The 24132-nt window shown below is 68.3% G+C and carries 24 protein-coding genes, 4 tRNA genes and 1 pseudogene; 18 read left to right on the top strand and 11 right to left on the bottom strand.

What is annotated here, in order from left to right:
- Positions 1–153: 153 nt before the first annotated feature.
- Complete coding sequence (locus ABZ195_RS03365) at positions 154–1458, bottom strand: PAS domain S-box protein (RefSeq protein ID WP_355214804.1); 1305 nt, start codon at positions 1456–1458, stop codon at positions 154–156.
- Between the two features lie 486 nt (positions 1459–1944).
- Positions 1945–2019 (bottom strand) — tRNA-Val (locus tag ABZ195_RS03360).
- A 342-nt stretch (positions 2020–2361) separates the two neighbouring features.
- On the opposite strand from ABZ195_RS03360, the gene ABZ195_RS03355 reads away from it, so the two are divergent.
- From ABZ195_RS03355 to ABZ195_RS03345, 3 genes are all read left to right on the top strand, one after another.
- Positions 2362–2434, top strand: a tRNA-Gly gene (locus ABZ195_RS03355).
- A gap of 27 nt (positions 2435–2461) precedes the next feature.
- A tRNA-Cys gene (locus ABZ195_RS03350) sits at positions 2462–2535 on the top strand.
- An 11-nt stretch (positions 2536–2546) separates the two neighbouring features.
- A tRNA-Val gene (locus tag ABZ195_RS03345) sits at positions 2547–2621 on the top strand.
- Between the two features lie 708 nt (positions 2622–3329).
- On the opposite strand, the gene ABZ195_RS03340 is transcribed toward ABZ195_RS03345, so the two are convergent.
- Positions 3330–3782 (bottom strand): PAS domain-containing protein, encoded by a 453-nt coding sequence (locus ABZ195_RS03340; RefSeq protein WP_355214803.1) that lies wholly within the window; start codon positions 3780–3782, stop codon positions 3330–3332.
- 659 nt (positions 3783–4441) lie between these two features.
- On the opposite strand from ABZ195_RS03340, the gene ABZ195_RS03335 reads away from it, so the two are divergent.
- The 8 genes from ABZ195_RS03335 to ABZ195_RS03300 all read left to right on the top strand — a co-directional run bounded on the left by ABZ195_RS03335 (position 4442) and on the right by ABZ195_RS03300 (position 7998).
- Entirely contained in the window at positions 4442–4795 is a 354-nt protein-coding gene (locus ABZ195_RS03335; protein ID WP_355214802.1) for a hypothetical protein, read from the top strand.
- 5 nt (positions 4796–4800) lie between these two features.
- On the top strand, positions 4801–4971 hold the full coding sequence (locus ABZ195_RS03330; RefSeq protein ID WP_355214800.1) for a CsbD family protein: 171 nt from the start codon (positions 4801–4803) through the stop codon (positions 4969–4971).
- A gap of 137 nt (positions 4972–5108) precedes the next feature.
- Entirely contained in the window at positions 5109–5369 is a 261-nt protein-coding gene (locus ABZ195_RS03325; RefSeq protein WP_355214799.1) for a hypothetical protein, read from the top strand.
- 10 nt (positions 5370–5379) lie between these two features.
- Positions 5380–5928 (top strand): hypothetical protein, encoded by a 549-nt coding sequence (locus ABZ195_RS03320; RefSeq protein WP_355214797.1) that lies wholly within the window; start codon positions 5380–5382, stop codon positions 5926–5928.
- Between the two features lie 30 nt (positions 5929–5958).
- Positions 5959–6435, top strand: coding sequence for an SRPBCC family protein (locus tag ABZ195_RS03315; protein WP_355214795.1), 477 nt, complete (start codon positions 5959–5961; stop codon positions 6433–6435).
- Positions 6436–6483: 48 nt separating this feature from the next.
- The gene (locus ABZ195_RS03310) at positions 6484–6906 is read left to right on the top strand and encodes a PPOX class F420-dependent oxidoreductase (RefSeq protein WP_355214793.1); all 423 of its coding nucleotides are present in this window, start codon (positions 6484–6486) and stop codon (positions 6904–6906) included.
- 47 nt (positions 6907–6953) lie between these two features.
- Positions 6954–7454 (top strand): hypothetical protein, encoded by a 501-nt coding sequence (locus ABZ195_RS03305; protein ID WP_355214791.1) that lies wholly within the window; start codon positions 6954–6956, stop codon positions 7452–7454.
- A gap of 7 nt (positions 7455–7461) precedes the next feature.
- A complete protein-coding gene (locus tag ABZ195_RS03300; protein ID WP_355214789.1) occupies positions 7462–7998 on the top strand; it encodes a GNAT family N-acetyltransferase in 537 nt (178 codons plus the stop codon).
- On the opposite strand, the gene zapE is transcribed toward ABZ195_RS03300, so the two are convergent.
- Positions 7995–9029, bottom strand: coding sequence for a cell division protein ZapE (zapE, locus tag ABZ195_RS03295; protein ID WP_355214787.1), 1035 nt, complete (start codon positions 9027–9029; stop codon positions 7995–7997). The two genes, ABZ195_RS03300 and zapE, sit on opposite strands and share 4 nt — an antisense overlap.
- 25 nt (positions 9030–9054) lie before the next feature.
- Between zapE and ABZ195_RS03290 the strand changes: the two genes are divergently transcribed.
- Genes ABZ195_RS03290 through msrB form a run of 4 tightly spaced genes read left to right on the top strand, consistent with a single transcriptional unit; the run spans position 9055 to position 13163 of the window.
- Entirely contained in the window at positions 9055–9858 is an 804-nt protein-coding gene (locus ABZ195_RS03290) for a pyrimidine reductase family protein (protein WP_355214950.1), read from the top strand.
- A 25-nt stretch (positions 9859–9883) separates the two neighbouring features.
- A complete protein-coding gene (locus ABZ195_RS03285) occupies positions 9884–11452 on the top strand; it encodes an alpha/beta hydrolase (RefSeq protein WP_355214785.1) in 1569 nt (522 codons plus the stop codon).
- A 20-nt stretch (positions 11453–11472) separates the two neighbouring features.
- Positions 11473–12756, top strand: coding sequence for an arabinofuranan 3-O-arabinosyltransferase (gene aftC, locus ABZ195_RS03280; protein ID WP_355214784.1), 1284 nt, complete (start codon positions 11473–11475; stop codon positions 12754–12756).
- Complete coding sequence (gene msrB, locus ABZ195_RS03275) at positions 12756–13163, top strand: peptide-methionine (R)-S-oxide reductase MsrB (protein ID WP_355214783.1); 408 nt, start codon at positions 12756–12758, stop codon at positions 13161–13163. Before aftC ends, msrB begins: the two co-directional genes overlap by 1 nt.
- 10 nt (positions 13164–13173) lie before the next feature.
- Here msrB and hemQ read toward each other — a convergent pair whose 3' ends face one another.
- The 3 genes from hemQ to hemE are packed head-to-tail and all read right to left on the bottom strand — an operon-like array spanning position 13174 to position 16300.
- Positions 13174–13866 (bottom strand): hydrogen peroxide-dependent heme synthase, encoded by a 693-nt coding sequence (hemQ, locus tag ABZ195_RS03270; protein WP_355214782.1) that lies wholly within the window; start codon positions 13864–13866, stop codon positions 13174–13176.
- A 5-nt stretch (positions 13867–13871) separates the two neighbouring features.
- Positions 13872–15242 carry a protoporphyrinogen oxidase gene (locus tag ABZ195_RS03265; RefSeq protein ID WP_355214780.1) on the bottom strand — a complete coding sequence of 457 codons (1371 nt, stop codon included), beginning with the start codon at positions 15240–15242 and terminating at the stop codon, positions 13872–13874.
- Positions 15239–16300: a uroporphyrinogen decarboxylase gene (gene hemE, locus ABZ195_RS03260; protein WP_355214779.1), complete on the bottom strand. Its 1062-nt coding sequence runs from the start codon at positions 16298–16300 to the stop codon at positions 15239–15241. Before hemE ends, ABZ195_RS03265 begins: the two co-directional genes overlap by 4 nt.
- Positions 16301–16378: 78 nt before the next feature.
- Here hemE and ABZ195_RS03255 point away from each other — a divergent pair, with 78 nt between their 5' ends.
- From ABZ195_RS03255 to ABZ195_RS03245, 3 genes are read left to right on the top strand one after another with little or no spacing between them, the layout of a single operon-like run.
- Positions 16379–16960 (top strand): DUF3000 domain-containing protein, encoded by a 582-nt coding sequence (locus tag ABZ195_RS03255; RefSeq protein ID WP_355214777.1) that lies wholly within the window; start codon positions 16379–16381, stop codon positions 16958–16960.
- Entirely contained in the window at positions 16957–18297 is a 1341-nt protein-coding gene (locus ABZ195_RS03250) for a ribonuclease D (RefSeq protein WP_355214775.1), read from the top strand. The genes ABZ195_RS03255 and ABZ195_RS03250 overlap by 4 nt, the downstream gene beginning before the upstream one ends.
- A gap of 30 nt (positions 18298–18327) precedes the next feature.
- The gene (locus tag ABZ195_RS03245; RefSeq protein WP_355214774.1) at positions 18328–18993 is read left to right on the top strand and encodes an NIPSNAP family protein; all 666 of its coding nucleotides are present in this window, start codon (positions 18328–18330) and stop codon (positions 18991–18993) included.
- A 5-nt stretch (positions 18994–18998) separates the two neighbouring features.
- Here ABZ195_RS03245 and ABZ195_RS03240 read toward each other — a convergent pair.
- From ABZ195_RS03240 to nhaA, 4 genes and pseudogenes are all read right to left on the bottom strand, one after another.
- Positions 18999–19679, bottom strand: a pseudogene (locus tag ABZ195_RS03240) (NAD(P)-binding domain-containing protein); the annotation flags it as partial.
- Positions 19680–19764: 85 nt separating this feature from the next.
- On the bottom strand, positions 19765–20667 hold the full coding sequence (locus tag ABZ195_RS03235) for an alpha/beta hydrolase (RefSeq protein WP_355214772.1): 903 nt from the start codon (positions 20665–20667) through the stop codon (positions 19765–19767).
- A 30-nt stretch (positions 20668–20697) separates the two neighbouring features.
- On the bottom strand, positions 20698–22611 hold the full coding sequence (gene dxs, locus ABZ195_RS03230; protein WP_355214770.1) for a 1-deoxy-D-xylulose-5-phosphate synthase: 1914 nt from the start codon (positions 22609–22611) through the stop codon (positions 20698–20700).
- A 36-nt stretch (positions 22612–22647) separates the two neighbouring features.
- Positions 22648–23925: a Na+/H+ antiporter NhaA gene (gene nhaA / locus ABZ195_RS03225; RefSeq protein ID WP_355214768.1), complete on the bottom strand. Its 1278-nt coding sequence runs from the start codon at positions 23923–23925 to the stop codon at positions 22648–22650.
- Positions 23926–24132 lie beyond the last annotated feature (207 nt).

Raw genomic sequence — 24132 nt, 5'->3', positions numbered from 1 at the left:
TTCGACCGTCGAACAGGCCCTCCGTGTGGCCAGGCAGCTCATCGCGTCCGGCCACGCATCGCGTGCGACATCGGGCGTTCAAGCAGACACCGAGGTGTGGCCACCACCAACGGCCTTCCCGCGGCCCTACCAGTCCATGTCGCCCGACGAGGCTTAGCCGCCCCGGTCACCGTGTCGATGACGCCGCGGTTTCTGTGAGTACATGTGGGCGTCTGCCGCCCGTAGCAGCGCGTCGAGTCCCTCGGAGGTCCCATGACTCCAGCCCACCGACGCCGTGAGCCTCCTGACGACCGAGATACACGGATAGTCACCGGTCAGCTCGCGGCGAACGGCGTCTGCTTGACGACTGACGTCCTCGGCACTCGAGCCACGGCACAGCACGACGAATTCATCGCCACCGATGCGGTAGGCCACATTCGTCGGCTCCACGACACGGGCCAGCAGCCGCGCGGCGTGCGCGAGAACCACGTCTCCCGCGGCGTGCCCAAGATCGTCGTTGACGGCCTTGAACCCGTCCAGGTCGACGTAGACGATTCCCAGCGGCGACTGGCGCACCGCCCGCCAGTCATCGACGTCGTCAGCGAGGGCGTGCCGGTTGCGCAATCCGGTGAGCTGATCGGTCAAGGCGAGGCGCTCGAGTTCGGCCTCGGCATGTCGTCGTGCGGTGACGTCGTTGAACTGGGCCACGATGACATCGTCACCGCCGTACACACCGGGAACCAAGACGGCGTTGCGCTGCATCCAGATGACGGACCCGTCGCGCCGGACGTAGCGACGCTCAGATGACACCTGCGACGCCGAACCGTCCCGCAACGCCATGAGGTCGGACTCAGCAGACGGCCGATCCTCGGGGTGGACGAGATCTCGAAAGTCCCTGCCGACCAACCCTTCCGGCGGATGCCCGAGTAGGGCACACAAGGAAGGATTTATCTGCAAGATGAGCGCGCCGGTGGTGACGACCACCTTGCCGAACGGAGCATTGGCCATGCTGATCTCGAAGAGCTTGATTGCCTCGTCCCGTGCGCGCTCGGCCTCGACTCGCGCGGTGACATCGCTGACGAGCACATAGAAACCCACGACACACCCGTCCACGACGTCGGGCAGGTACGACGCCTGGGTATAGCGCGTCCTCCCCTGCTGGTCGACCAGGGTGCGATCGAACGACTGCTCCTCCCCCGCCAACGCCTTCCGGATGTACGGCAGGTTCAACGTGTAGACCTCGTCCCCGAGCACCTCGCGAATATGGCGTCCACGTACCTCCCCCGGAGTCATCCCGAAGAAGTCGACGTAGGCACTATTGGCGATGACGTTGCGCAGGTCTCGATCCCAATACCCGATCAAGGCCGGCAACCGATCCAGCACTGCACTCAAACGCCGCGCATCGTCTTGCAGACTCGCGGCGTCCCAACCATCCCCCGACGCCAACTCGCCACTCGAGCCGGGGGCCGGGGCCGTCATCGTCGGAAAATAGCCCACCGCGGACCCGGCGGCACCCTACTTCGCAATATGGTCACGGCCACGCTAGACGACCGGTCTGCGCCCGACACGCCGCAACCCCCAAGATCCCCATGACGATGTCGTGGCCTGGCACGGGTGACCAAGCGAGGTCGTCGTGACCACGTCGGCCTCGACTCCCTTCGACAGCCCTCGAGAGCGTCGGCACCATCTAGATCTGTTCCGCGCACCGCAGCCGACAATGACCCGCAGTATCAGTCGACGGTCGCGCGGACCGCCTGCGGGTCAGCGTTGCGCATGGCCAGAAACGCGGCATGTTCCTCTGGAACAGTCCGTCGCCAGACCTCCGAGAGATGTTGCGGCCACGGCAGGTTGGTGCGGTGCGGAGCGAACGTGCCGCCACGGGCCTTCACCGACGCCAACTCGTGTGGATCGCCGATCAGGAGGTCTATACCGGCTTCACAGACAGCCCTAGAATACTGCTCTTACTGGTGGTCCCGGCTGGTATCGAACCAGCGACCTTCCGCGTGTGAGGCGGACGCTCTCCCACTGAGCTACGAGACCGAGGGGCGCCCCGGTCGATGACCGGTGAACGACGTCGAACATTATCACGCACGGCCGCGGTCCCGGAATCGGCGAGCGCCCATCCCCGGCGGTAGGAAGATCGCCTGCGGCGCGGCCACATTCTCCGGCGTGCCGAACCCCCTGATGCCCAACGCCTTTTGCGCCGCGCCTGGATCGAACGGGTCGGACGGACCCGCGCGCGACCCCTCGTCACGGCGACCACGCCGCCAAACCACGACGCTCGAGGGACGGGCTTTCGGTCGTGTCGTCGAGATTTGTGATGCTGAGCGTCGATGCACTATCGTCGTGCTTCGCAGAGAGCGACGATGTCGCTCGAAGCATGCGGATGTAGCGCAGTTGGTAGCGCACAACCTTGCCAAGGTTGGGGTCGCGGGTTCGAATCCCGTCATCCGCTCGATGGTGCAGACGCATCAACCCCAGCGGTGGAGTGGCCGAGTGGTGAGGCAACGGCCTGCAAAGCCGTGCACACGGGTTCGATTCCCGTCTCCACCTCCAAGATGGGTCCCGCGCGATTAGCTCAGCGGGAGAGCGCTTCCCTGACACGGAAGAGGTCACTGGTTCAATCCCAGTATCGCGCACCAGTTAGTTGCCTGATCAGAGGCTTATGGAGCCTCAGCACAGACGCCAAGTAGGGTGTTCTCTTCCGAATCAATCGATGCCGCCTCCGCCCTATCGCGGTTTGCCCTGAGAGAGGCGACCGAATTGTGCACCGAACCATGTTGGTGGCGTCACGAACCTGTCACGTCAGTCTGCCCGCAACGTGGAATGCATGGACTGTCAATGCAGCTGCAAATGGCATGGCAACACGAACCTCTCTCAACTGGACCATGTGCGCAGCCGCCGCAGTGGCGCTCGCAATCGCGCCGACGTCCACCCTCACGTCCACCACCGCGTCAGGCCCGGCCGGCAGCTGCTACAGCGGGGCCACCAATCTCAACCCCTACGGAAACAGCTGCACACTCCCGGGTCCTGTGAGCAAGGTCCGCGGCTCAGCCCCCGACGCCAACGCCATCATCGCCTGTCGAAACCACCCGGGCTGCCTCGCCACCTACGTCAACGGCCCCTAGCCGCTGGCGGCCCGCGGACGCCACCAAACGAGACCCGCATCGTGACCCCGCGTCGGCATCAAGCTGGCGCTCGTCACCATAGACTTCTGATGCATGACCGCGTGGTCAAGTTCAGTTCCGTTATCGCGCAACATGGTTCGCTGGTGATGCGGTTTTGGCGTCATGATCGATCCTCATTGACCCGGACGGCGCCAGTCGACCACGGGTCGGCCTGTGCGGTCGCTACGCCCTGTGCCGCCGCGCGGCGTCAGACCACAGCAGCTCGGTGACGTCGTTGACGTGGATCAGCAGGATGGGGTCCGAGGCCCGAAGGAGCAGCGTCGACACCGTCGTGCGCACGGGAAAGCCCTCGGCATGAGACCACTCGACGATGGTCTCGCCGGTGTCGAGCAACGAATCCATGCACTCTTTCGCAGATCGACTCATCGAGTCGTCCGCGAGCAGGGACGGGAGTGCCTGCGCCACGAGCGACGCCACGTCCTCGAAGCCGAGCATCGCGCAGGCGGCGGCGTTCGCGTAGACCAAGGTGCCGTCATGGCCGAGTCCGATGACCGGGGTGGGCATCCTGTCGAGCAGCGTCCTGGCCGGAAGCTGCTGCAAGAGTTCGTCCGGCGTCGCGGGCGACGGCTTCCCACGCCGTTCGCGGAGCGGCTTGCCATCGTGCAGTTCGTGCATCGAACACTCCAGTTCGCCGTCGCGGACCTCACTGGCGAGCGGGTGTCTTGGCCAACCGCTTCAAACACTAACGCTCGGGAAGAACTCGGTCCACCACGATTGCGTCGATCTCGATCAGCCGAAACGCAACGAGGCGGCGCCGCGTCGTGTTCGCTGTCATCAGCCGCCGCGGTCGGGGTTCGACTACCAAGTCCGCCAATCCGGAGTGGCGTCGTCGCTGGCAACGTCGCGCCCATTGGTGGGGCGCGTGGTTCAACCGTGTCGCGGCGAAGCCCCGGCCGTGCCGGTCCGTCGCGTCGCCGAACGACGGCGCCCCAGGTGGTACCCACGCCAAACTGCCAGCAGAGTCTCAGCGAAAGAACGCGTACCTTTTGAATCGTTTCATGAAAATTCGCGTACGGTGGTGGGCGGGACATCCGCAGTCCCCCCACTGCGGATTTCCAAGCCTTTGGCGGTTCACCTCCCCCCCGAACCGCCAAAGGCGTCCCCAACCGCAGACTCGCGAGCGCCAGCCGATCATGGCCGTCTCACAATCGCTTTCACGCCGCTAGGCTCGCCCGGCGGTGCCCTGGACAGCCGTTTCGGCAAACCGGCTGCGCACTATCGCCTCGCACAATGGTGATCTCGGCTGCATTCGAGCCATCGCATTGGGGCAATGCATGGGCATCAGATTCAGCGCACGCGACGACACCACCAGGCGCGGGACGCAGGTCATCGACGCCGAACTTCGCCGGCTGGCCGCACTTCGGCGCGGCGCCGGGGTACGTGGCGGCCCACTGCCGGCCAACCACCGAATCGACGAGCTCCTCGACGAACCGACTGTCCCCCGTCGGCTCCCCGATCCGGCGGGAGCGGGCACCGTCTCGACGCTTGCGAACCTCGACGCCCTCGACGCTCGGCTGACCCGTTGGGGCGTGAGGCCCGACTGGCCATGTTTCGAACGGGCCCATCGGTGGCATCCCCACGGCACGTTCGGACGAGAGCCGGACACGATTCACCAACGAGAGGGTTGATTGTCATGAGTGCTCTGGATAAGGCGAAGAACAAGGTCGACGACTTGGGCGGCCAGGCCAAGGAAGCGGCTGGCAAGGCGAGCGGCGACAAGAGCACCGAGAACGAGGGCAAGGTCGACCAGGTCAAGGCGAACCTCAAGGACGCCGGCGAAAAGGTCAAGGACGCCTTCAAGTAAGTCCCCTGCACGCACCGGTCGGCCCGTCGCCAACATGGCGACGGGCCGACTTGCCATGTCCGGTACTTGACGCGACAACCGACGACAGGTTGACTTACCCCGCGGTAAATTCGCTGGCAGCGAACTTCAGGGGACAAGTGACTGGTGTACTGGTGTGGGGCTACCTCGGTGGCTGGCTGCTGACGTCGACGATGGCGGTCCTGACCGCGTCACGAGCTAAGCGCCCGCGGTGGCTCAGTCTGCTTGCCGGCGCCGTCTGGCCGGTCCTCGCCGTGGCCGTCGCGCAAATGGTCGCCATCGCACTCATCGCCACCCTCATCCGATCCACCGAGCAGGAACTCGTCGGCACGTCCAACGTCACGTCCGACGACCACTCGACATTTGTGAAGACGGTCTAAGCTGTCGGTCATGTGGGTGAAGAAGGCAGCGACCGCTGCAGTGCTGGTCCTCGCCGCTCTGGGCACCGTGCCCGGCACTGCGGCCGCCGATCCGTCGGACCCGCCGGCACCCACCCCGCCCCCCGACGCGGCCGCCAGCGTGGCACCAACCACGACCCCTGGTCCGGCCCCCGCCGCCGCCGCCGGAGTCCCTGCCGCCGGCGGACCCAAGACCTCCATCGACGCCGACGGCACCTATGCGGTCGGCACCGACATCGCCCCGGGCGTGTACACCTCCGCAGGTCCCGTCGGTGACGGCACGTGCTTCTGGAAGCGCCTGGGCAACCCCGATGGTGCGACCATCGACAACGCGCTGACCAAGAAACCGCAGACCGTCACGATCGACCCGACCGACAAGTCGTTCAAGACCAACGGGTGCCAGCCGTGGCAGCTGTCCGACGCACCCGCACCACCGCAGGCCTCCGGGCTGGGTCCTGCACTCGCCGGCCTGCAGCTGCAGGCCTACATGGCCCAGCTCAACGCCCGCGCCGCGGCGTCCGGACAAGCTCCGCCGCCCTAGTCCGCGCCGGCGTCTGACACCATCGACGCCATGGCCGATCGCATCGAAGTCCAACGCACCATCGCCGCACCTCCGGCAGCCGTCTTCACCGTCCTCAGCGACCCGCAAGGTCACGTGGCCATCGACGCGACGGGCATGTTGCAAGACGCCGACGGTGACCCCGTGACCGCCAGCGGTGACAGTTTCGTCGTCCACATGGACCGCGAAGCCCTCAACGACTTCCCGATGGGCAAGTACGACGTCACCGTGTCGATCACCGACTACGAGGCGGACCGACACATCGCCTGGACGATCTTCGGCAAGATCGAGCCGCCGATTGGTCACGTCTACGGGTACCGCCTCGAGGCCGAGGGCGACGGCACACTCGTCACCTCCTACTACGACTGGTCCGACATCCACCAGAAATGGCGAGACTCCGGCATCTTCCCGGTCATCTCCGAGGCGGCGCTACGCGGCACGCTCGGCATCCTCGACCGCACGGTGCGCCGGGGATACCCGCGCGGCTGACGGCCACCGAACGGGAATGAAATGAGCCCGGATGCGGTACAAGAGATCATGAAACTCGACGATTCCGCCCGCGACCTGATCGGCGCCGGGGCCGACGCCACGCTGGTCACCATCAACCCGGACGGCAGCCCGCAGGTGTCCGTGGTCTGGGTGGCGTTGCAGTCGACACCCGACGGCGACGAACTCGTCAGCGCGCACCTCAGCGAGTACAAGAAGACGCGCAACATTCGGCGTGACGGACGTGTCGCAGTCACCATCATCGGTCCCACTCCCCCCGGCCAGCAGGCGCCCTATCTGTCGGTCAGCGGCACGGCGAGAATCGTCGAGGGCGGCGCACCGGAGTTGCTCACCGAACTGGCCGAGGCCATGCTCGGCTCCAGCGAGCACTTCCCCCCGAAGGACGCGACCGGCGGACTGCTCACGCGAATCCGCATCGAGAAGGTCGGCGGCATCGGCCCCTGGGCGTCCTGAGCCCCGAACGCGCCCTCGGCGTCGAGGCGGTGTGCAATCATGCGAGGATGCGCCGCTGGTTAACGATGTTGGTCGCCGCCATGGCGGTCACCGCCGGGGTGGTCGTGTCGCCCGCGCCCGAGGCCGCGGCCGTCGCGCCGATTGGCCGGCTCGGCGAGGTCCTGCACGTGGACTACATGACCGTGGTGGCCGACGTCGCCGTCACCAGCGTGGACTTGGTCGACGTGCCGCCTGGATTCGGTTATCCCCCACGCGGACCGCGCTATCAGGTCTACCGCGCCAACATCACCGTCCACGTCATCAAGGCGCCCAACCCGTACATCACGTCGCTGTTCTTCGACTTCGAGGGCGTGACCCCGATCGCCGACGCCTACAAGCCCCGCAACACCGACGTCCCCGACGACATCCGCGCGGTGCTGCAGAACGCGCCCCCCGGTTCCACGGTCAGCGGCGGCGTGTACTGGGACGTGTACCGCGACCTGGTCACCAACGTCATGCTCCTCGACAAGGCAACGGGCACCCACCTCGCCCAATGGAACCTCACCTGACCCTGGCATGCCCCTCGACGTGACCCCGGCCCGCGAGGTCGACCTGACGGAGTTGGCCGACGTCGCCGCCCGGACGTTTCCCCTGGCCTGTCCGCCGACCACCCGCGCGGACGACATCGCAGCCTTCATCTCCGAGAACCTCTCCGCCACCCGCTTCCGCGACTACCTCACCGACCCCGACCGCGTCGTGCTCGCCGCGCGCGAGGACCAACGAATCTCGGGGTACGCCATGCTGATTCGAGGCGTGACCGCCGACGACGACGTCCAGAAGGCCGTGCCACTGCGGCCGGCCGTCGAGCTGTCCAAGATGTACGTGCTGCCCGACGGCCACGGCGCCGGCGTCTCGGCGGCCCTGATGACCGCCGCACTCGAGACGTGCCGAGCACTGGGCGCGGCCTGTGTCTGGCTAGGCGTCAACCAGCAGAACCAGCGCGCGCAACGCTTTTACGCCAAGCACGGCTTCGAGGTCAACGGCACCAAGACGTTTCGGGTGGGCGGCCGCGTCGAGAACGACTACGTGATGGTGCGCCCGCTGTCGGACTAGTGCCCACCGGCGGCGGTCAAGGCCAACAGGCGCGACGTCGCGCGGAGGTACTTCTTGCGGAACCCTCCCGCCAACATCTCCTCACTGAAGACCGTGTCGAGCTTGGTGCCCGAGGCCACCACCGGGATGCCCGCGTCGTAGAGCCGGTCGGTCAGCGAGACCAGACGCAGCGCGACGCTCTGGTCGTCGAGCGGGTGCACCCCGGTGATGAACACTTGCGCGACACCCTCGATCAGCGCCTGATAACGCGAGGGGTGCATGGTCGCCAGATGCGCGCACAGCGCGTCGAAGTCGTCCAGCGTCGCACCCGTCACGCCGGCGGCCTCGTCTCGCACCTCGTCGTCGGACGGCGGGATTGGTGCGGGCGGCAGATCGCGGTGACGGTAGTCCGGGCCCTCGATCCGCACGGTGGTGAAGATGGCTGCGAGCGTGTTGATCTCACGTAGGAAGTCCTGGGCGGCGAACCGGCCCTCGCCCAGTTGCTCGGGCAGCGTGTTGGACGTCGCCGCCACCGACACCCCGCGCTCCACCAACGCCGAGAGCAGCCGTGAGATCAGGGTGGTGTTACCGGGGTCGTCGAGCTCGAACTCGTCGATGCACAGCACCACGTAGCCGGAGAGCAGCTCGATGCACTCGACGAACCCGAACACTCCCGCGAGCTGTGTCAGCTCACCGAACGTCGCGAAGGCGGCGGGCCCGGCGTCGGCGGCCCGCAGCGCGTAGTACGTCGACGCCAACAGGTGGGTCTTGCCGACGCCGAAGCCACCGTCGAGGTACATCCCGACACCGGGCAACGCCTCTCGCTTGCCGAACAGCTTCTTCTTGCCAGCTCGCCGGGTCACGGCCTGCTCGCAGAACTCGCGGCACTTCTGCACCGCCTCCGACTGCGACGGCTCGCCGGGATCCGGCCGGTAGGTGTCGAACGCGACGTCGGCGAACGTGGGCGGTGGCACCAGACCCGCGACCAGTCGCTCGGGCGTCACCTTCGGGTGCCGATCGGTGAGATGGTCGACGTCGTTGGCCCCAGACATGAGGGAACTGTATCGACGTGCTGCAATGGTCAACGTGTCCGATCCCGATGCTGCGACTGAGCTCACAGAGCTAGGCCCCCGGGGCGGCGGGTTCGACACCGACGACGGACGGCTCGCCGCCTTCTACTCCTACCCTGAGAATCTGGATCGCTGCTGGGTGCGGGCCAACATGATCTCCAGCCTCGACGGCGGCGCCACCGACGACGGAAAGTCCGGCGGCCTGGCCGGTCCCGGGGACCGCGCCATCTTCTCCCGCATGCGACAGGAGGCCGACGTGATCCTCGTCGGCGCATCCACCGTGCGCATCGAGAACTACTCCGGTGCCCACATGTCGCTGGCCGAGCGGCGCGAACGGCAGGGCCGCGGGCAGACCGAGGTGCCGCCGATCGCCGTGGTCACCCACTCCGCGGACTTCGACCACGACGCCCGGCTCTTCACCCGCACCGAGGTGCCGCCGCTGATCGTGACCTGCCACGACACCGTGCCCGATGCCCGATCGCGCTTCGGCTCGACCGCCGAGGTGGTCGACGCCTCCGGCTCTCATCCCGACCGCGTCGACCCGACCGTGATGCTCGAAACCCTCGCCGAGCGCGGGTTGCGGCGGGTGCTCACCGAGGGTGGACCGTCGCTGATCAGTCTGCTCACCGAACACGATCTCCTAGACGAACTGTGCGTCACCATCGCGCCGATCCTGGTCGGTGGGGCCGCCCGCCGCATCGCCTCCGGGTCGGGGGAAGCCCACACCCGGATGCGTCGGAGCCACCTGTTGACCGACGGCGAGGGCTATCTGTACACGCGCTACGTCAAGGACGCGTCGGGCGGGGAGTAGCGCGCCGATCGCTAATGTGGTGACCATGCACCGGGATCGTCAGCTGCTCAGGTCCCTCTGTCTGCCCGTCGTCGCGGCCGTCGTCCTGGCCGGCTGTGCGCCGGGCCTCGCCGCCAACCCGCGCTTCGCGACCGACACCGGCGCCGGGCCGCAGGGCGCCCCCGAGACCACGCCGGCCGCCGCCGGACCGCCGGCGATCGAGAAGCCCAAGAACGACTTGAACTGGCAGGACTGCACGGCGCGGACGTTCTCCCAGGCGGCCGTGCCCGCGGTGCCCGGCGTGAGCCTGGACTGCGCCACCTACGACGCCGACCTCGACTCGATCAACGGCGCCACCGGGACGCTCACCATCGGCGTGGTCCGCGCGAGGTCGACCGCCACCCCCGCCGACGCAGGCCCCCTGGTCATGACCACCGGCAGTGACCTGCCGTCCTCGACGCAGCTGCCGGTGTGGCTGTCCCGCGGCGGCGCCGACGTGCTCAAGACCAACCCGATCGTCTCCGTCGACCGCCGCGGCATCGGCACGTCAGGCGCGCTGGACTGCCGTGACCTCTACAGCCGCCAGGAGATGCTCGACCAGGCGCAGTTCGCGGCCGGCAACGATCCCGTCGCCAATCTGAGCTCCATCGTCCAGACGGCGACGCAGAGCTGCACCGACGCGATCGCCCCCGGCGACTCGGCCTATGACAACGCCCACGCCGCCGAGGATCTCGAACGGTTGCGCAGCACCTGGGACGTGCCGACCCTCGCCCTGCTGGGCGTCGGCAACGGCGCGCAGGTGGCGCTGGCCTACGCGGGCTCACACCCCAACAAGGTGTCACGCCTCGTCCTGGACTCCCCTCTGCCGCTTGGCATCGCCGCCGAGGCACGGGCCGAACAGAAGGTCAAGGGTCAGCAGGCGGCGCTCAACGCGTTCGTCGCGCAGTGCGTCGCCTCGTCCTGCGCGCTGGGACCCGACCCCAAGGGCGCGATCGACGCAATGCTCGCGGCCGCCCGTGCGGGCACCGGCCCCGCCGGCGCCTCGGTGGCCGCCCTCACCGACGCCATCGCCACCGCCCTGGCGTTTCCCCGCGGCGACTTCGTGGCGTCGACGACGGCACTGGCCACCACCCTCGCGGCGGCCCGCGGCGGTGACGTGGCCGGACTGAACGGGTTGATCAACGACGCGCAGACCCAACGCGAGACCGACGGCCAGTTCGTCAACGGCTGCAGCGACGCCCTCAACCGGCCGACGCCCGACCGGGTGCGCGAACTCGTCGTCGAGTGGGGCAAGCTCTACCCCGAGTTCGGTACCGTGGGCGCACTCGACATGGTCAATTGTCTTGCCTGGCCCAGTGGTTCGACTCCCCCGGATCCGCAGAACCTCAAGATCCCCGTCCTTCTGCTCGGGGTGCAGAACGACCCGGTCGTCGGCAACGAGGGCGTTGCCGCCGTCGCGGCCACCATCATCAACAGCGGCGCGGCGAACCGGCGCGTGATGTGGCAGGGCGTCGGCCACGGGGCCAGCATCTACTCCACGTGCGCCGTCCCACCCGTGCTCTCCTACCTCGGCTCCGGCAAGGTTCCCGAGACCGACACGTACTGCCCCGCCTAGTTCGACACCCGCGGCGTCCGGTGTACGGTGCGCTGGTGGCGGTAGCTGACACGTTGATCAACGCATTCCGACCCCGCACCTCACCGCCGAATGTCGCGAACGTTCTGCGCTCGGTGCTGTGGCCCGTGGCCCTCCTGTCGATCGTGCATCGCAGCTATGTGCTGGCCACCAATGGGTACATCACCGACGACTTCGGTCCGGTCTACCGCGCGGTCATCAACTTCAAGCTCGGGCTCGACATCTACAACGAGCACTTCGACCAGGTAGACCCGCACTATCTGTATCCGCCCGGCGGCACGCTGCTGCTGGCCCCATTCGGCTACCTGCCCGTCGACGCGTCGCGGTACTGGTTCATCACCTTCAACACCATCGCCATCCTGCTGGCCGCGTACTTCCTGTTGCGGCTGTTCGGCTTCACGCTGGCGTCGGTGGCCGCGCCCGCCCTGCTGCTGGCGATGTTCTGCACCGAGAGCGTCACCAGCACACTGGTGTTCACCAACATCAACGGCTGCATCCTGCTGGGCGAGGTGCTGTTCCTACGATGGTTGCTCAGCGGCAAGGTCGGCCACGAATGGCTGGCCGGCGCCGCCATCGGGCTGACGCTGGTGGTCAAGCCGTCCCTGGCGCCGCTGCTGCTGCTGCCGATACTGAACCGGCAGTGGCGCCCGCTGGTGCCCGCCGTCGGGGTGCCGCTGGTGTTCAACCTGGCGGCATGGCCGTTGGTCAGCGACCCCATGGGCTTCGTGCGCAACACCGTGCCCTACATCTTCTCCGTCCGCGACTACTTCAACAGTTCGATTCAGGGCAACGGCATCTACTACGGCCTGCCGTCGTGGTTGATCCTGCTGCTGCGCGTGGTGTTCCTGGCGCTGGCGGTCGGCAGCCTGTGGCTGCTCTACCGGTACTACCGGCAGCGCGACCAGCTGTTCTGGATGGTGACGTCGTCGGGCGTGCTGTTGATCGCGACGTTCCTGGTGACCTCGCTGGGCCAGGGCTACTACTCGATGATGCTGTTCCCGTTCCTGATGTCGGTGGTCCTGCCCAACTCGGTGATCCGCAACTGGGTGGCGTGGCTGGCGATCTACGGCTTCATGACGATGGACCGCTGGCTGTTGGTGCACTGGCTGACGACCGGTCGTTTCCTGGAGTACATGAAGATCACCTACGGCTGGTCGCTGATGCTGATCGTGGTGTTCTGCGTGCTGTACTTCCGCTACCTCGACGCCAAGGCCGACGGCCGCCTCGACGAGGGCATCGACCCGCCGTACATGACGCCCGATCGCGACCGCGCTAGCGTGGAGTGATGACTGCTCCGAAAGTTCAGCTGACCGACGACGAATGGCGCACGAAGCTCTCGCCTCAGGAGTTCGCCGTGCTGCGGCAGGCCGGCACCGAGCGTCCGTTCACCGGTGAATACACCGACACCAAGACCGAGGGCGTCTACCAGTGCCGGGCGTGCGGTGCGGAGATCTTTCGCAGCACCGAGAAGTTCGAATCCCATTGCGGCTGGCCGTCTTTCTTCGATCCCGCCGATTCGGACGCGGTCATCTTGAAGACCGACGACTCGGGCGGCATGCACCGCGTCGAAGTGCTGTGCGCCAACTGCCACAGCCACCTCGGTCACGTCTTCGAAGGCGAGGGCTACCCCACCCCGACCGATCAGCGGTACTGCATCAACTCGATCTCGATGAAGCTGGTTCCCGCGACGTAGATCGCCGCCGTCAGGGCAGTCGGGCGACGAGTTCCTCGACGCCGACGCGTGGACCCGTGAAGAACGGCGTCTCCTCGCGCACGTGCCGACGGGCGTCGGTGTAGCGCAGCTTCCACATCAGTTCGACGATGCGACCGAGGTCCGGACCCTCGAAGGCCAGGATCCACTCGTAGTCCCCGAGCGCGAAGGCCGGGACGGTGTTGGCACGGACGTCGGGGTACTCCCGTCCCGCCATGCCGTGCTCGACGAGCATCTTGCGGCGCTCGTCGTCGGGCAGCAGGTACCACTCCAGTGACCGCACGAATGGATACACGCAGACGTAGTCGCCGGGCTCCTCGCCGGCGATGAACGCCGGCACGTGGCTCTTGTTGAACTCCGCGGGCCGGTGCAACGCCACCACGCTCCACACCGGCTCGCTGGCCAGCCCGAGGGGCGTGCGGCGGAAGGACGAGTATGTCTTCTGCAGGTCCTCGACCCGCTCGGCGTGCGTCCAGATCATGAAGTCGGCGTCGGCCCGGAAGCCCGCCACGTCGTACAGGCCGCGTACGACGACGCCGTGCTCCTCCTGCTGCTTCAGGAAGGTGGCGGTCTCGTCGACGACGGCGGCGCGATCCTCGCCGAGCGCCTCCGGCCGCACCGCGAACACCGAGATCATCATGTAACGCGTCATCGAGTTCAGGGCGTCGTAGTCGAGCTTGGCCATACCGACTATCGTGCCACGCCTTGCCTCGTCAGCGCCGCGGCCGCCCTGGTGGCGGATCCCACACACGCCGGAACGCCGATGCCGTCGAGGTAGGCCCCCGCCACCACCACACCTGGCGGCAGACCCGCCCGGATCTCGGCGACCAGACCGGCGTGCCCCGGCCCGTACTGCGGCAGGGCGTCCATCCACCGCTGCACGCGGCAGTCCACCGGGTCCGACGTCACGCCGAAGACCGTCGACAGGTCCTCGGCCGCCCAGGTGAGCAGTTCCTCGTCGCCTACGTCGCGCGCGATGTGGTCGTCGACGCGTCCGAACGACAGCCGCACCAGCTCCACGCTGCTGCGCCGGCCCCACTTGCGCGACGTCAGCGTCATGGCCTTCGAATGCAGCCGTTCACCGCCGGCCACCAGCACGCCCGATTGCTCCGGCAGCGGGGTGCCCCCCGGAAGCGCCAGCACCACCAGTGCCGAGGACGCCGTTCCAATGCGTCGAGCCGCGGCCGCCGTCCGCGGCGCCACGTCGTCGACGAGCGTGGCCAACCGTGGCGCCGGCACGGCGAGCACCACGCCGTCGGCATGCCAGTGCCCGCCCTCGTCGTCCACGAGGGTCCAGGTGCGCCCGTCCCGGTTCAGTCGCCTCACGCCGACGTGCATCCAGTCGACCGCCGCGTGGCGCACCAACGCGTCGAGCAGCACTGCGTAACCGCCGGCGACGGCTCCGAACACCGACCCGGGCATCGGCGGCGGCAGTGCCTCGCGGACCGCGTCGGTGAGATTGCCTGCGCCCCGGTCGAGCGCGGCTGCCAGCGTCGGGACGGCGGCCCGGAGCCCGATCGTCGCCGAGGATCCCGCGTAGACCCCGCCCAGCAGAGGGTCGACGGACCGCATCACCACCTGCGCGCCGAAGCGGTCACCGACCAGCTCCGCGACGGTGGGGTCCGCGCCGGTACGCCACGAGAACGGCCTCGAGCGTTCGTCGGCAATCCGCGCCAGCGTGGCGTCGTCGACCAGCCCCGCCATGGACGACGCCTGGGCGGGGATGCCCTGCAGCGTGCCCTGCGGCATCGTCCGCAGTCGGCCCTCGGCGAAGATCAGTGGCCGCACGCCGGTGGTGCCGATCTGCCGGTCGGCCAGGCCCAACTCGGCCAGCAGCGCCGTCACTTCGGGGCGCCGCGCCACGAAGGCCTCGGCACCGACGTCGACGGATTGGCCGCCGATGCGCTCGGTGCGCAACGCCCCGCCGAGTCGGTCGGCCGGGTCGAAGAGGGTGATCGAGGCGTGCGGACCCGCCGCGAGCCGAAGTCGGTAGGCGGCAACCAGACCCGAAATACCACCGCCGACAACGGAATAGGAGAGCGGCGAAGACGCCGGACTCACAAGGCGTGCACCAGCGCCACCGCCTCGGTGATGACGCCCGGGTCGGTGGGCGGCAACACGCCGTGGCCCAGATTGAAGACGTGACCCGTGGCGCCGGCGTCGACGGCGCGGCGCCCGTCCTCCACGACGTTGCGCACTGCCCGCTCGACGACCGGCCAACCGGCCAACAACACCACCGGGTCGAGGTTGCCCTGCAGTGCGCACCCTGGACGCACCCGCCCCGCGGCGTCGGTCAACGACGTGCGCCAGTCCACGCCGACCACCGGCTGGTCTCCCACCGACACCGCCTCGGACATGGCGCCGAGCAGCTCGGCCGTGCCGACCCCGAAGTGCGTCATCGGCACGCCCTCGCCGGCCAGCGTCTCGAAGACCCTCGCACTGTGCGGCAGCACGTAACTGCGGTAGTCGGCGAGTGACAGCGTGCCCGCCCACGAGTCGAACAGCTGAATGGCGTCGACGCCGGCGTCCAACTGGGTCTTGAGGAAGCCGATGGTGACGTCGGTGAGGGCACTCATCAAGGCGTGCCAGACGTCGGACTCCCCCAGCATCATCGCCTTGGTGCGTTCGTGGTTGCGGCTGGGCCCACCCTCCACCAGGTAGGACGCCAGGGTGAAGGGGGCGCCGGCGAAGCCGATCAGGGGCACGTCGCCCAACGCGGTGGTCAGCAGCGACACGGCCTCGGCCACCGGCGCGACCGCGTCACGGTCCAGCGGGGTCAGCGTCGCCACGTCGGCGGCGACCCGGATGGGCTGGGCGATCACCGGGCCCACGTCGGGCACGATGTCGACGTCGACGCCGGCCGCGCGCAGCGGAACCACGATGTCGGAGAACAGGATCGCCGCGTCGACGCCATGGCGCCGAACAGGCTGCAACGTGATCTCGGTGATCAACTCGGCGTCGAAGCACGCCTGCATCATCGTGTTCTTCGCCCGCAACGCCCGGTACTCCGGCAGGGACCGCCCAGCCTGCCTCATGAACCACACGGGCAAACGGCTCGGTTTACGGCCTGCGGCCGCGGTCAGATAGGGCGACTCGGGCAGGTCACGACGGGTACTCATCGACTCCCATGCTGCCATGCAGTCACACTTCGGCGCGCCTTCGCTGCCCGTTGTCCGAATCGGCTAGCGTCAAACCCCATGACCACCGTCGAGCCGGCTCAGTTCCGGGCAGCGGTGGAGGCAATGAATGCCACCACCGTCCGGCCCGAGATCGAGCTCGGCCCGATCCGGCCGCCACAGCGCCTGGCGCCGTACAGCTATGCCCTGGGGGCCGAGGTCCGCCACCCCGAGACCACCGTCGTGCCCGAGCGATCCGAGGGCGACGCGTTCGGCCGCTTGATCCTGCTCCACGACCCGGAGGGCGCCGAGGCCTGGGACGGCACCATGCGTCTGGTGGCCTACATCCAGGCCGACCTGGACTCCACCGAGGCCGTCGACCCGCTGCTGCCAGAGGTGGCGTGGAGCTGGCTCGTCGACGCACTCGCCGAACACGACGACCACGTCACCGCCCTCGGCGGCACCGTGACCGCGACGACGTCGGTGCGCTACGGCGACATCTCGGGTCCGCCACGGGCGCACCAGCTGGAACTGCGCGCGTCGTGGACGGCGACGAATCTTGAGCTGGGGCCCCACGTGCAGGCGTTTTGCGAAGTGCTCGAACACGCCGCCGGCCTTCCGCCAGCCGGGGTCACCGCCCTGGGCGCCCGCACGCGCGCATGACCGACGGCGAGAACGCCGACGATGCCCGAGACGACGCGGACACCGGCGACGGGCAGGGCACTGGGGACGTCGCGGACCTTCCGGATTCGCCAGAACCCGAGGCCACTCCCCTCCTGACCCCCGCCGACGGCGTACCCGAACTGGCCGTCACCGCCGACCAGATCCTCGCCGCCGCCGAACTCCTGGTGTCGGGCCACGGCCCGTTCGCCATCGACGCCGAGCGCGCGTCGGGCTTTCGCTACTCCAACCGCGCCTACCTGATCCAGATCCGGCGGGCCGGTGCGGGTTCGGTGCTGATCGACCCGGTCAACCACGGCGAAGATCCCCTGATGGTGATGGCGCCGCTGGCCGACGTCCTCGACACCGACGAGTGGATCCTGCACGCCGCAGACCAGGATCTGCCGTGCCTGGCCGAGTTGGGCATGGTGCCCCCGCAGCTCTACGACACCGAATTGGCGGGCCGGCTGGCCGGTTTCGACAGGGTCAACCTGGCGGCGATGGTGCAGCGGCTCCTCGGACTGCAGCTGATGAAGGGTCACGGGGCGGCCGACTGGTCCAAGCGCCCGCTGCCCGCCGAATGGCTGATCTACGCCGCGCTCGACGTCGAGGTGCTGCTGGAGCTGCGCGAAGCCGTGGCCGCCGAACTCGAGGCCCAGGGCAAGACCCGTTGGGCCGCAGAGGAATTCGAACATCTGCGGACCTACGTCGCGGCGCCCACCCGGCGCGACCGCTGGCGCCGGACCTCCGGCATCCACAAGGTGAAGAACCCGCGGACACTGGCCGCGGTCCGCGAACTGTGGACCACGCGCGACCACATCGCGCAGCGCCGTGACATCGCACCCGGTCGCATCCTTCCCGACGCCGCCATCATCAGTGCGGCGACGACCGATCCCGACACCGTCGAGAAGCTGGTCGCCCTCCCGGTGTTCGGCGGGTCGCGTCAGCGGCGCAGCGCCGGGGTGTGGCTGGAGGCCTTGGCGCGAGCGCGCACCACCGAGGACCTTCCGACGGCGTCCGAACCCGTCACCGGTCCACCCCCGGCGGTGCGATGGAGTCGGCGCAAACCCGAGGCGGCCGAACGTCTCGACCGCGTGCGGGCCGGACTCGCCGAACTCTCGCAACGCGTGTCGGTCCCCGCCGAGAATCTGCTGACCCCCGACCTGGTGCGCCGCCTGGTGTGGGACTGGCAGCCGGTGGCCCACGCCGACAAGGCCATCGACGCGTTCCTGGCCGAGGCGGGGGCGCGCGCCTGGCAGCGGGAGTTGACGGTGCCGGTGTTGACCGAGGCATTGACGGCGCCACAGACACCGTCGGCCGAGGAAACCCAGCCCTCCTAGGCATGACGCGGCGCGGACAGGGAGCACTTCGTGGACGAACCCGCGGTCATCACCGGCGACGACGTCGATCCGCGCGACGCCAGGGTTCGTCATGAACTGGCCACGGTGTCCTACCGCCTGCCCGACGCGGCAGCAGCCAAGGAGGGCGTCGACGGCTGGCTGCGGGCACCCGAGTCGCGCGGTCGACTCCTGGGGTCGTGGGAAGCCGAGCACGGCGTACTCGGCCGGGTCTACGTCCTACGCGAGTTCGACGACGACGCCGAGCTAGCCGCCGAACGGATGCGGGCCGCCCACCACGTTGCGCCGTTCGGCGCGGGCGCCCACCTCACCGACCTGACGATGCAAGGCTTCGCTCCGTTTCCCTTCATGCCGAGGGTGGTCACGGGCTCGTTCGGCTCGGTCTACGAGATCCGTGACTATCACCTCGTGCCCGGTGGGCTGCCCGCGACGATCGAGGGCTGGCGTGTGGCGCTGCCCGGCCGTCACCGAGTCGACCCGATCGCCGTCGTGATGTACGCCCTCGACGGACCCGCCCGCATCGTGCACATCTGGCCGTTCTCGGGACTCGACGAGCGCGTCGAGGTCCGTCGACGTCTCTACGAGGCAGGCGACTGGCCACCACCGGGCGGGCCCGAGCACATCATGGAGGCGACCTCGACGATGGCGTGGCCGCTGCCGGGTTCACCCCTGCACTGAAGCGCCTATGCGGTGCGCGCGCTCCACTCCACGGTGCGCTTCGGCGTCGCCTCGGCCAACGCCCGTCGGGTGGCCTCTGCATCGAAGTCCTTGCCGTACACCGGGGTTCCCGGCTGCTGACGCCAGGACTCCGAGATCGAACCGGCGTCGACGGGATCGAACCCGAGCCGGTCGACCAGGTCGTGGACGAGGTCGCGGCCGGGGCCGTCCGCACCGGCGACGGGCAGGGCGATGCGGTTGGGGGTGCCGGCGGGAACGCCCTTCTCCAGCAGGTGCTTCCACCAGATGCCGTTGAACACCTTGTACACCGGTGCGCCGATCTGCTCGGCGACCCACGCGCTCTCGACCTGGCCGTCCTCGATGCCGGCGATCTCACCGTCGCGCTGCTGCGGGTAGTAGTTGTTGGTCTCGATCACCGGGACGCCGGGCTTGCGCGCGTCGACGATTCCCTCGGCCAGATCGGGAACGTTCTTCTGCGGGATGCTGAGGATGACGAGGTCGGCGTCGGTGGCGGCATCCTTCGCCCAGACTGCCGTAGCGCCGGTCTCCGTCGCGAGTTCCGACAGCGTCTCCGGCGACCGCGAATTGGCCACGGCCACTTCGTGCCCCAGTTGGCGCAGCCGCCGCGTGAGCGTGCCGCCGATCTGCCCTGCTCCGATGATGCCGATCTTCACGAGGTGCCTCCGTTGGCTCGGTGGTGCGACGTGACCGCGGGGCGGCCACGGTGAGGTTCAACCGGCGTGCACCCCGCGCGCATTCCTCCTCGGCGCCTCAGATCGCGGCGACCCGGTCCACGTGGGCCAAGAAGTGGCGCAGGACGTCCTCGGGAGCCTCGATCTGGGGCCAGTGCGCGATGTCGTCGGAGAGCATCACCACGTCGGGATCGGGAATGACGTCGAGATAGCGCTGGGCCATGTGCCGCCCCGAATTCGGGTCGCTCGGACCGTCGATCAGACGCATCGGCACGGCGGTCTCCCGCATCGCCCGCACCCAGCGGTTGCGGTGACGGTAGCGGTCGGTGACGAACCGGCCGACCTTGTGGCTGACCCGTGCGCCGTCGTTGAAGTCCAAGATCTGATGGAACTGCTCGAGTTGGCGGGGCGTCGGCTTGGTGTTGACCCCGAACATCTCGTCGAGCGTGCGATCCACGACCCGACGTGCCAACGCGCTGCCCTGAAATCGACTGGTCATGTCGCCCAGCGGGGTTCGCGACATCAACTTCTGCAGCAGCCGCGGCGTGTAGGCCTCGTTGAACAGCCCGCCGTTGAGCCAGGTGATCGACTCGATCACCGGCACTCCGTAGGCGTTGTCACCGGCCTCGTACCGGGCGAGCAGCTCCTGACCCACGGAGTCCCCCAGGTCGTGCGCCAAGACGTGACAGGAGTCGACGCCGAGGTGTAGTAGTAGCGCCTCGTGCATGTCGGCGTGGTCGGGCACGGAGTACTCGTAGGCCACGGGTTTGTCGGAGAAACCCATCCCGATCATGTCCGGCGCGATCACGGTGAACCGCCGCGTCAGCGTCGGCCAGATGAGCGACCAGTCAAAGGAACTGAACGGATATCCGTGGATCAGCAGTAGTGCCGGACCGGTGCCCTCGACGCGGTAGAACACGTCGAAACCCAGATAGTCGAAGTACTGACCGGTGGTCTTCCAGCGCTCCAGTTCGGCATCCATGGGGCGAAGCCTAGGCCCGCGGGTAGGGGGCTACTCGACCCGGTCGCTGACTTCGGACTCTCCGATCGAGCTGCCGAGCGCGGCCACCCAACCGGTGATCTGGCGGGCGACGTTCTGATCGGTCAGGCCAAGATCGGCCAGCACCTCGTTGCGCGAGGCATGGTCCTGGAACTCCTGGGGGACGCCGACGTCACGGCAGGGCACGTCGATCTCGTTGCGCCGCAACGCCGCTGACACCGACGACCCGATACCGCCGTGCAGGCCGTGGTCTTCGAGCGTGACGACCAACTTGTGCGCCACAGCGAGCGGGCCGAGCATCTCGGGCACCGGCAACACCCAGCGGGGGTCGACGACGGTCACCCCGATGCCCTGATTGCGCAGCCGCTCGGCCACCGACAACGCCATCGAGGCGAACGATCCGACAGCCACCAGCAGCACGTCCTGGCTGAACCCGTCGGCCGGGACCGCCAGCACGTCGACGCCGTCGCGGCGTTCCACGGCGGGAATGTCCTCGCCGACGTCGCCCTTGGGAAAGCGGATCGCGGTGGGACCGTCCTTGACGTCGAGGGCCTCGCCCAACTCCTCGCGCAACCGGGTCGCATCCCGCGGCGCCGCCACCCGCATGCCGGGTACGACGCCGAGGATCGACATGTCCCAGACGCCGTTGTGACTGGCGCCGTCGGGTCCGGTCACCCCGGCGCGGTCGAGCACCATCGTGACCGGAAGCCGGTGCAGCGCAACGTCCATCATCATCTGGTCGAAGGCCCGGTTGAGGAACGTCGAATAGATCGCGACCACCGGGTGCATGCCACCCATCGCCAGACCCGCCGCCGACGTCATCGCGTGCTGTTCGGCGATGCCGACGTCGAAGAAGCGATCCGGGAAGCGTTTGCGGAACGCGCTCAGACCGGTCGGCCCGGGCATCGCCGCGGTGATGGCGACGACGTCGCGGCGTCGGGTGGCCCGCTTGATGAGTTCATCGGAGAAGACCGACGTCCAACCGGGCGCGGCGACCGACGTCGCGAGCCCGGTCTGCGGGTCGATGATGCCGGTGGAGTGCATCTGCTCGGCCTCGTCGGACTCCGCGGGGCCGTAACCCATGCCCTTGCGGGTGGCGACGTGGACGATGACGGGGGCGTTGAACCCGCGCGCATGCCGCAATGCGGCCTCGACGGCGTGCTCGTCGTGGCCGTCGATCGGGCCGACGTACTTGAGCCCGAGGTCGGTGAACATCACCTGCGGGGACAAGGCGTCCTTGATGCCGGCCTTGACGCTGTGCATGCACTGGTACCACACCTCGCCGATGAGCGGCAGCCCGCGGACGGCCTTGCGCCCCTCCTCCAGCAACCGCTCGTAGCCGGGCTGCAGGCGAAGGGCGGCCAGGTGGTCGGCGAACCCCCCGATGGTCGGCGCGTAGCTGCGGCCGTTGTCGTTGACGACGATGATGACGGGCCGCTTGGAGGTCGCGATGTTGTTGAGCGCCTCCCAGCACATGCCGCCGGTGAGAGCGCCGTCGCCGACGACGGCGACCACGTGACGGTTGCGGTGACCGCTGAGTTCGAAGGCCTTCGCCAAACCGTCGGCGTAGGACAGCGCGGTACTGGCGTGGCTGGACTCGACCCAGTCGTGCTCGCTCTCGCTGCGCGACGGGTAGCCCGACAGCCCGCCCTTCTTGCGCAGGTTGTCGAAGTCGGCGCAGCGGCCGGTCAACATCTTGTGGACGTAGGCCTGGTGGCCGGTGTCGAAGATGATCGGATCGTGCGGCGAGTCGAACACCCGGTGCAGTGCGAGCGTCAACTCGACGACACCCAGGTTGGGGCCGAGATGTCCGCCGGTGGCAGCAACCTTGTGAATCAAGAATTCGCGGATCTCGAGGGCGAGGTCCTTCATCTGTGATTGCGACAGGTTCTGCAGATCAGCGGGACCGCGGATCTCTGAGAGCATCACTTGAGTTTACGCACGGGACGGTCGTCGAGCCCGTCAAGGTTCGTAGACGTCGGGCACACCGTCGCCGTCTTCGTCGACCATTTCGCGCTGGTGAATCCGCCGGTAGACGGCATTGCGGCTGACCAGGACCACGGCTGCCAGCGCACCCGCCACCACCGACCCGACGAGGACCCCGATCTTGGCGTCGGCGCCCGTCACCGTGCCGTAACCAAAGGCCAGCTCACCGATGAGCAACGACACGGTGAAACCGATTCCCGCCAGCAGCGCGACCCCGAGCACGTCGCGCCAGGCCAGGTCGTCGTCGAGCTGGGCCCTGGTGAACTTGGCCAGCAAGAATGTGGTGCTCAACACACCCAGCGGTTTGCCCAGCACCAGCCCGGCCATCACGCCGATCGTCGCGGCGTGGCCCAGTGCGTCGCCGAGACCCGACCACCCGCCGACCGTCACCCCGGCGGCGAAGAACGCGAACACCGGAACCGCGACGCCGGCCGAGATCGGTCGCATTCGATGTTCGAATCGCTCGGCGAGGGCGTGCCGCCCGAGGACGGGCACCGTGAAACCGAGCACGACGCCGGCCACCGTCGCATGGATGCCGCTGGCGTGGACCAGCGCCCACGTCACGGCGGCCAGCGGGACCAGAACCCACCACCGGGTGAACCCCCGTTGCACCGCGAACGCGAACGCACCGCCGGGCAGCAGGGCCAGCGCCAGCGGGCCAACCGCGAGGTGATCGGTGTAGAAGAAGGCGATGACGGTGATCGCCAGCAGGTCGTCGACCACCGCCAGCGTGAGCAGGAAGGTCCGCAACGCGGACGGCAGATGGGTCGAGAGCACGGCGAGCACGGCCAGGGCGAAGGCGATGTCGGTGGCGATGGGCACCGCCCACCCGCCGAGGTTCTCGCGCTCGCCCGCGACGAGGTTGACACCGAGGAAGATGGCCGCGGGCACGGCCATGCCCCCGACGGCGGCGGCGATCGGAAGCGCCGCGCGCGCCGGGTCGCGCAGGTCCCCTGCGACGAACTCACGCTTCAGTTCGACGCCGACGACGAAGAAGAAGATCGCCAGCAGTCCGTCGGCAGCCCACGACGACACACTCAGCCGGAGGTGCAGCGACTCTGGCCCGAAGGCGAACTCCGACACGGCGCGGTAGGCGGCCGCCCACGGGGAGTTGGCCCACACCAGCGCCGCCCCCGCGGCGGCGAGCAACAGCATGCCGCCCACGGTTTCGCGTCGCAGAATCTCCGACGCTCGACTGGCCTCGGGCCACGAGCCGCGACTGAACAGACGCGACGACTTGCCGGAACCAGCCACGTTTCCCCTCGGGTAGACAGCGTCGAACGACCGCCGACCAGACTTCCCGGCACACCGGTGCCAACCCTAGACGACGCTCACCGCGCGTGGGCGACGACCGCGTCGGCGACCTCGGCCAGCTCGGCCGGTCGCCGACCGAACGCGTTGCCGCTCCGGGTTCGCACCCTCTCGAAGATCACTTCCGACGGCGCGCTGAGCAGGACGACG

Source organism: Mycobacterium sp. NPDC006124, from assembly GCF_040614235.1.
In the GTDB taxonomy this organism is placed as follows: Bacteria; Actinomycetota; Actinomycetes; order Mycobacteriales; family Mycobacteriaceae; genus Mycobacterium.
This window is presented reverse-complemented; position numbering and strand designations above follow the sequence as displayed.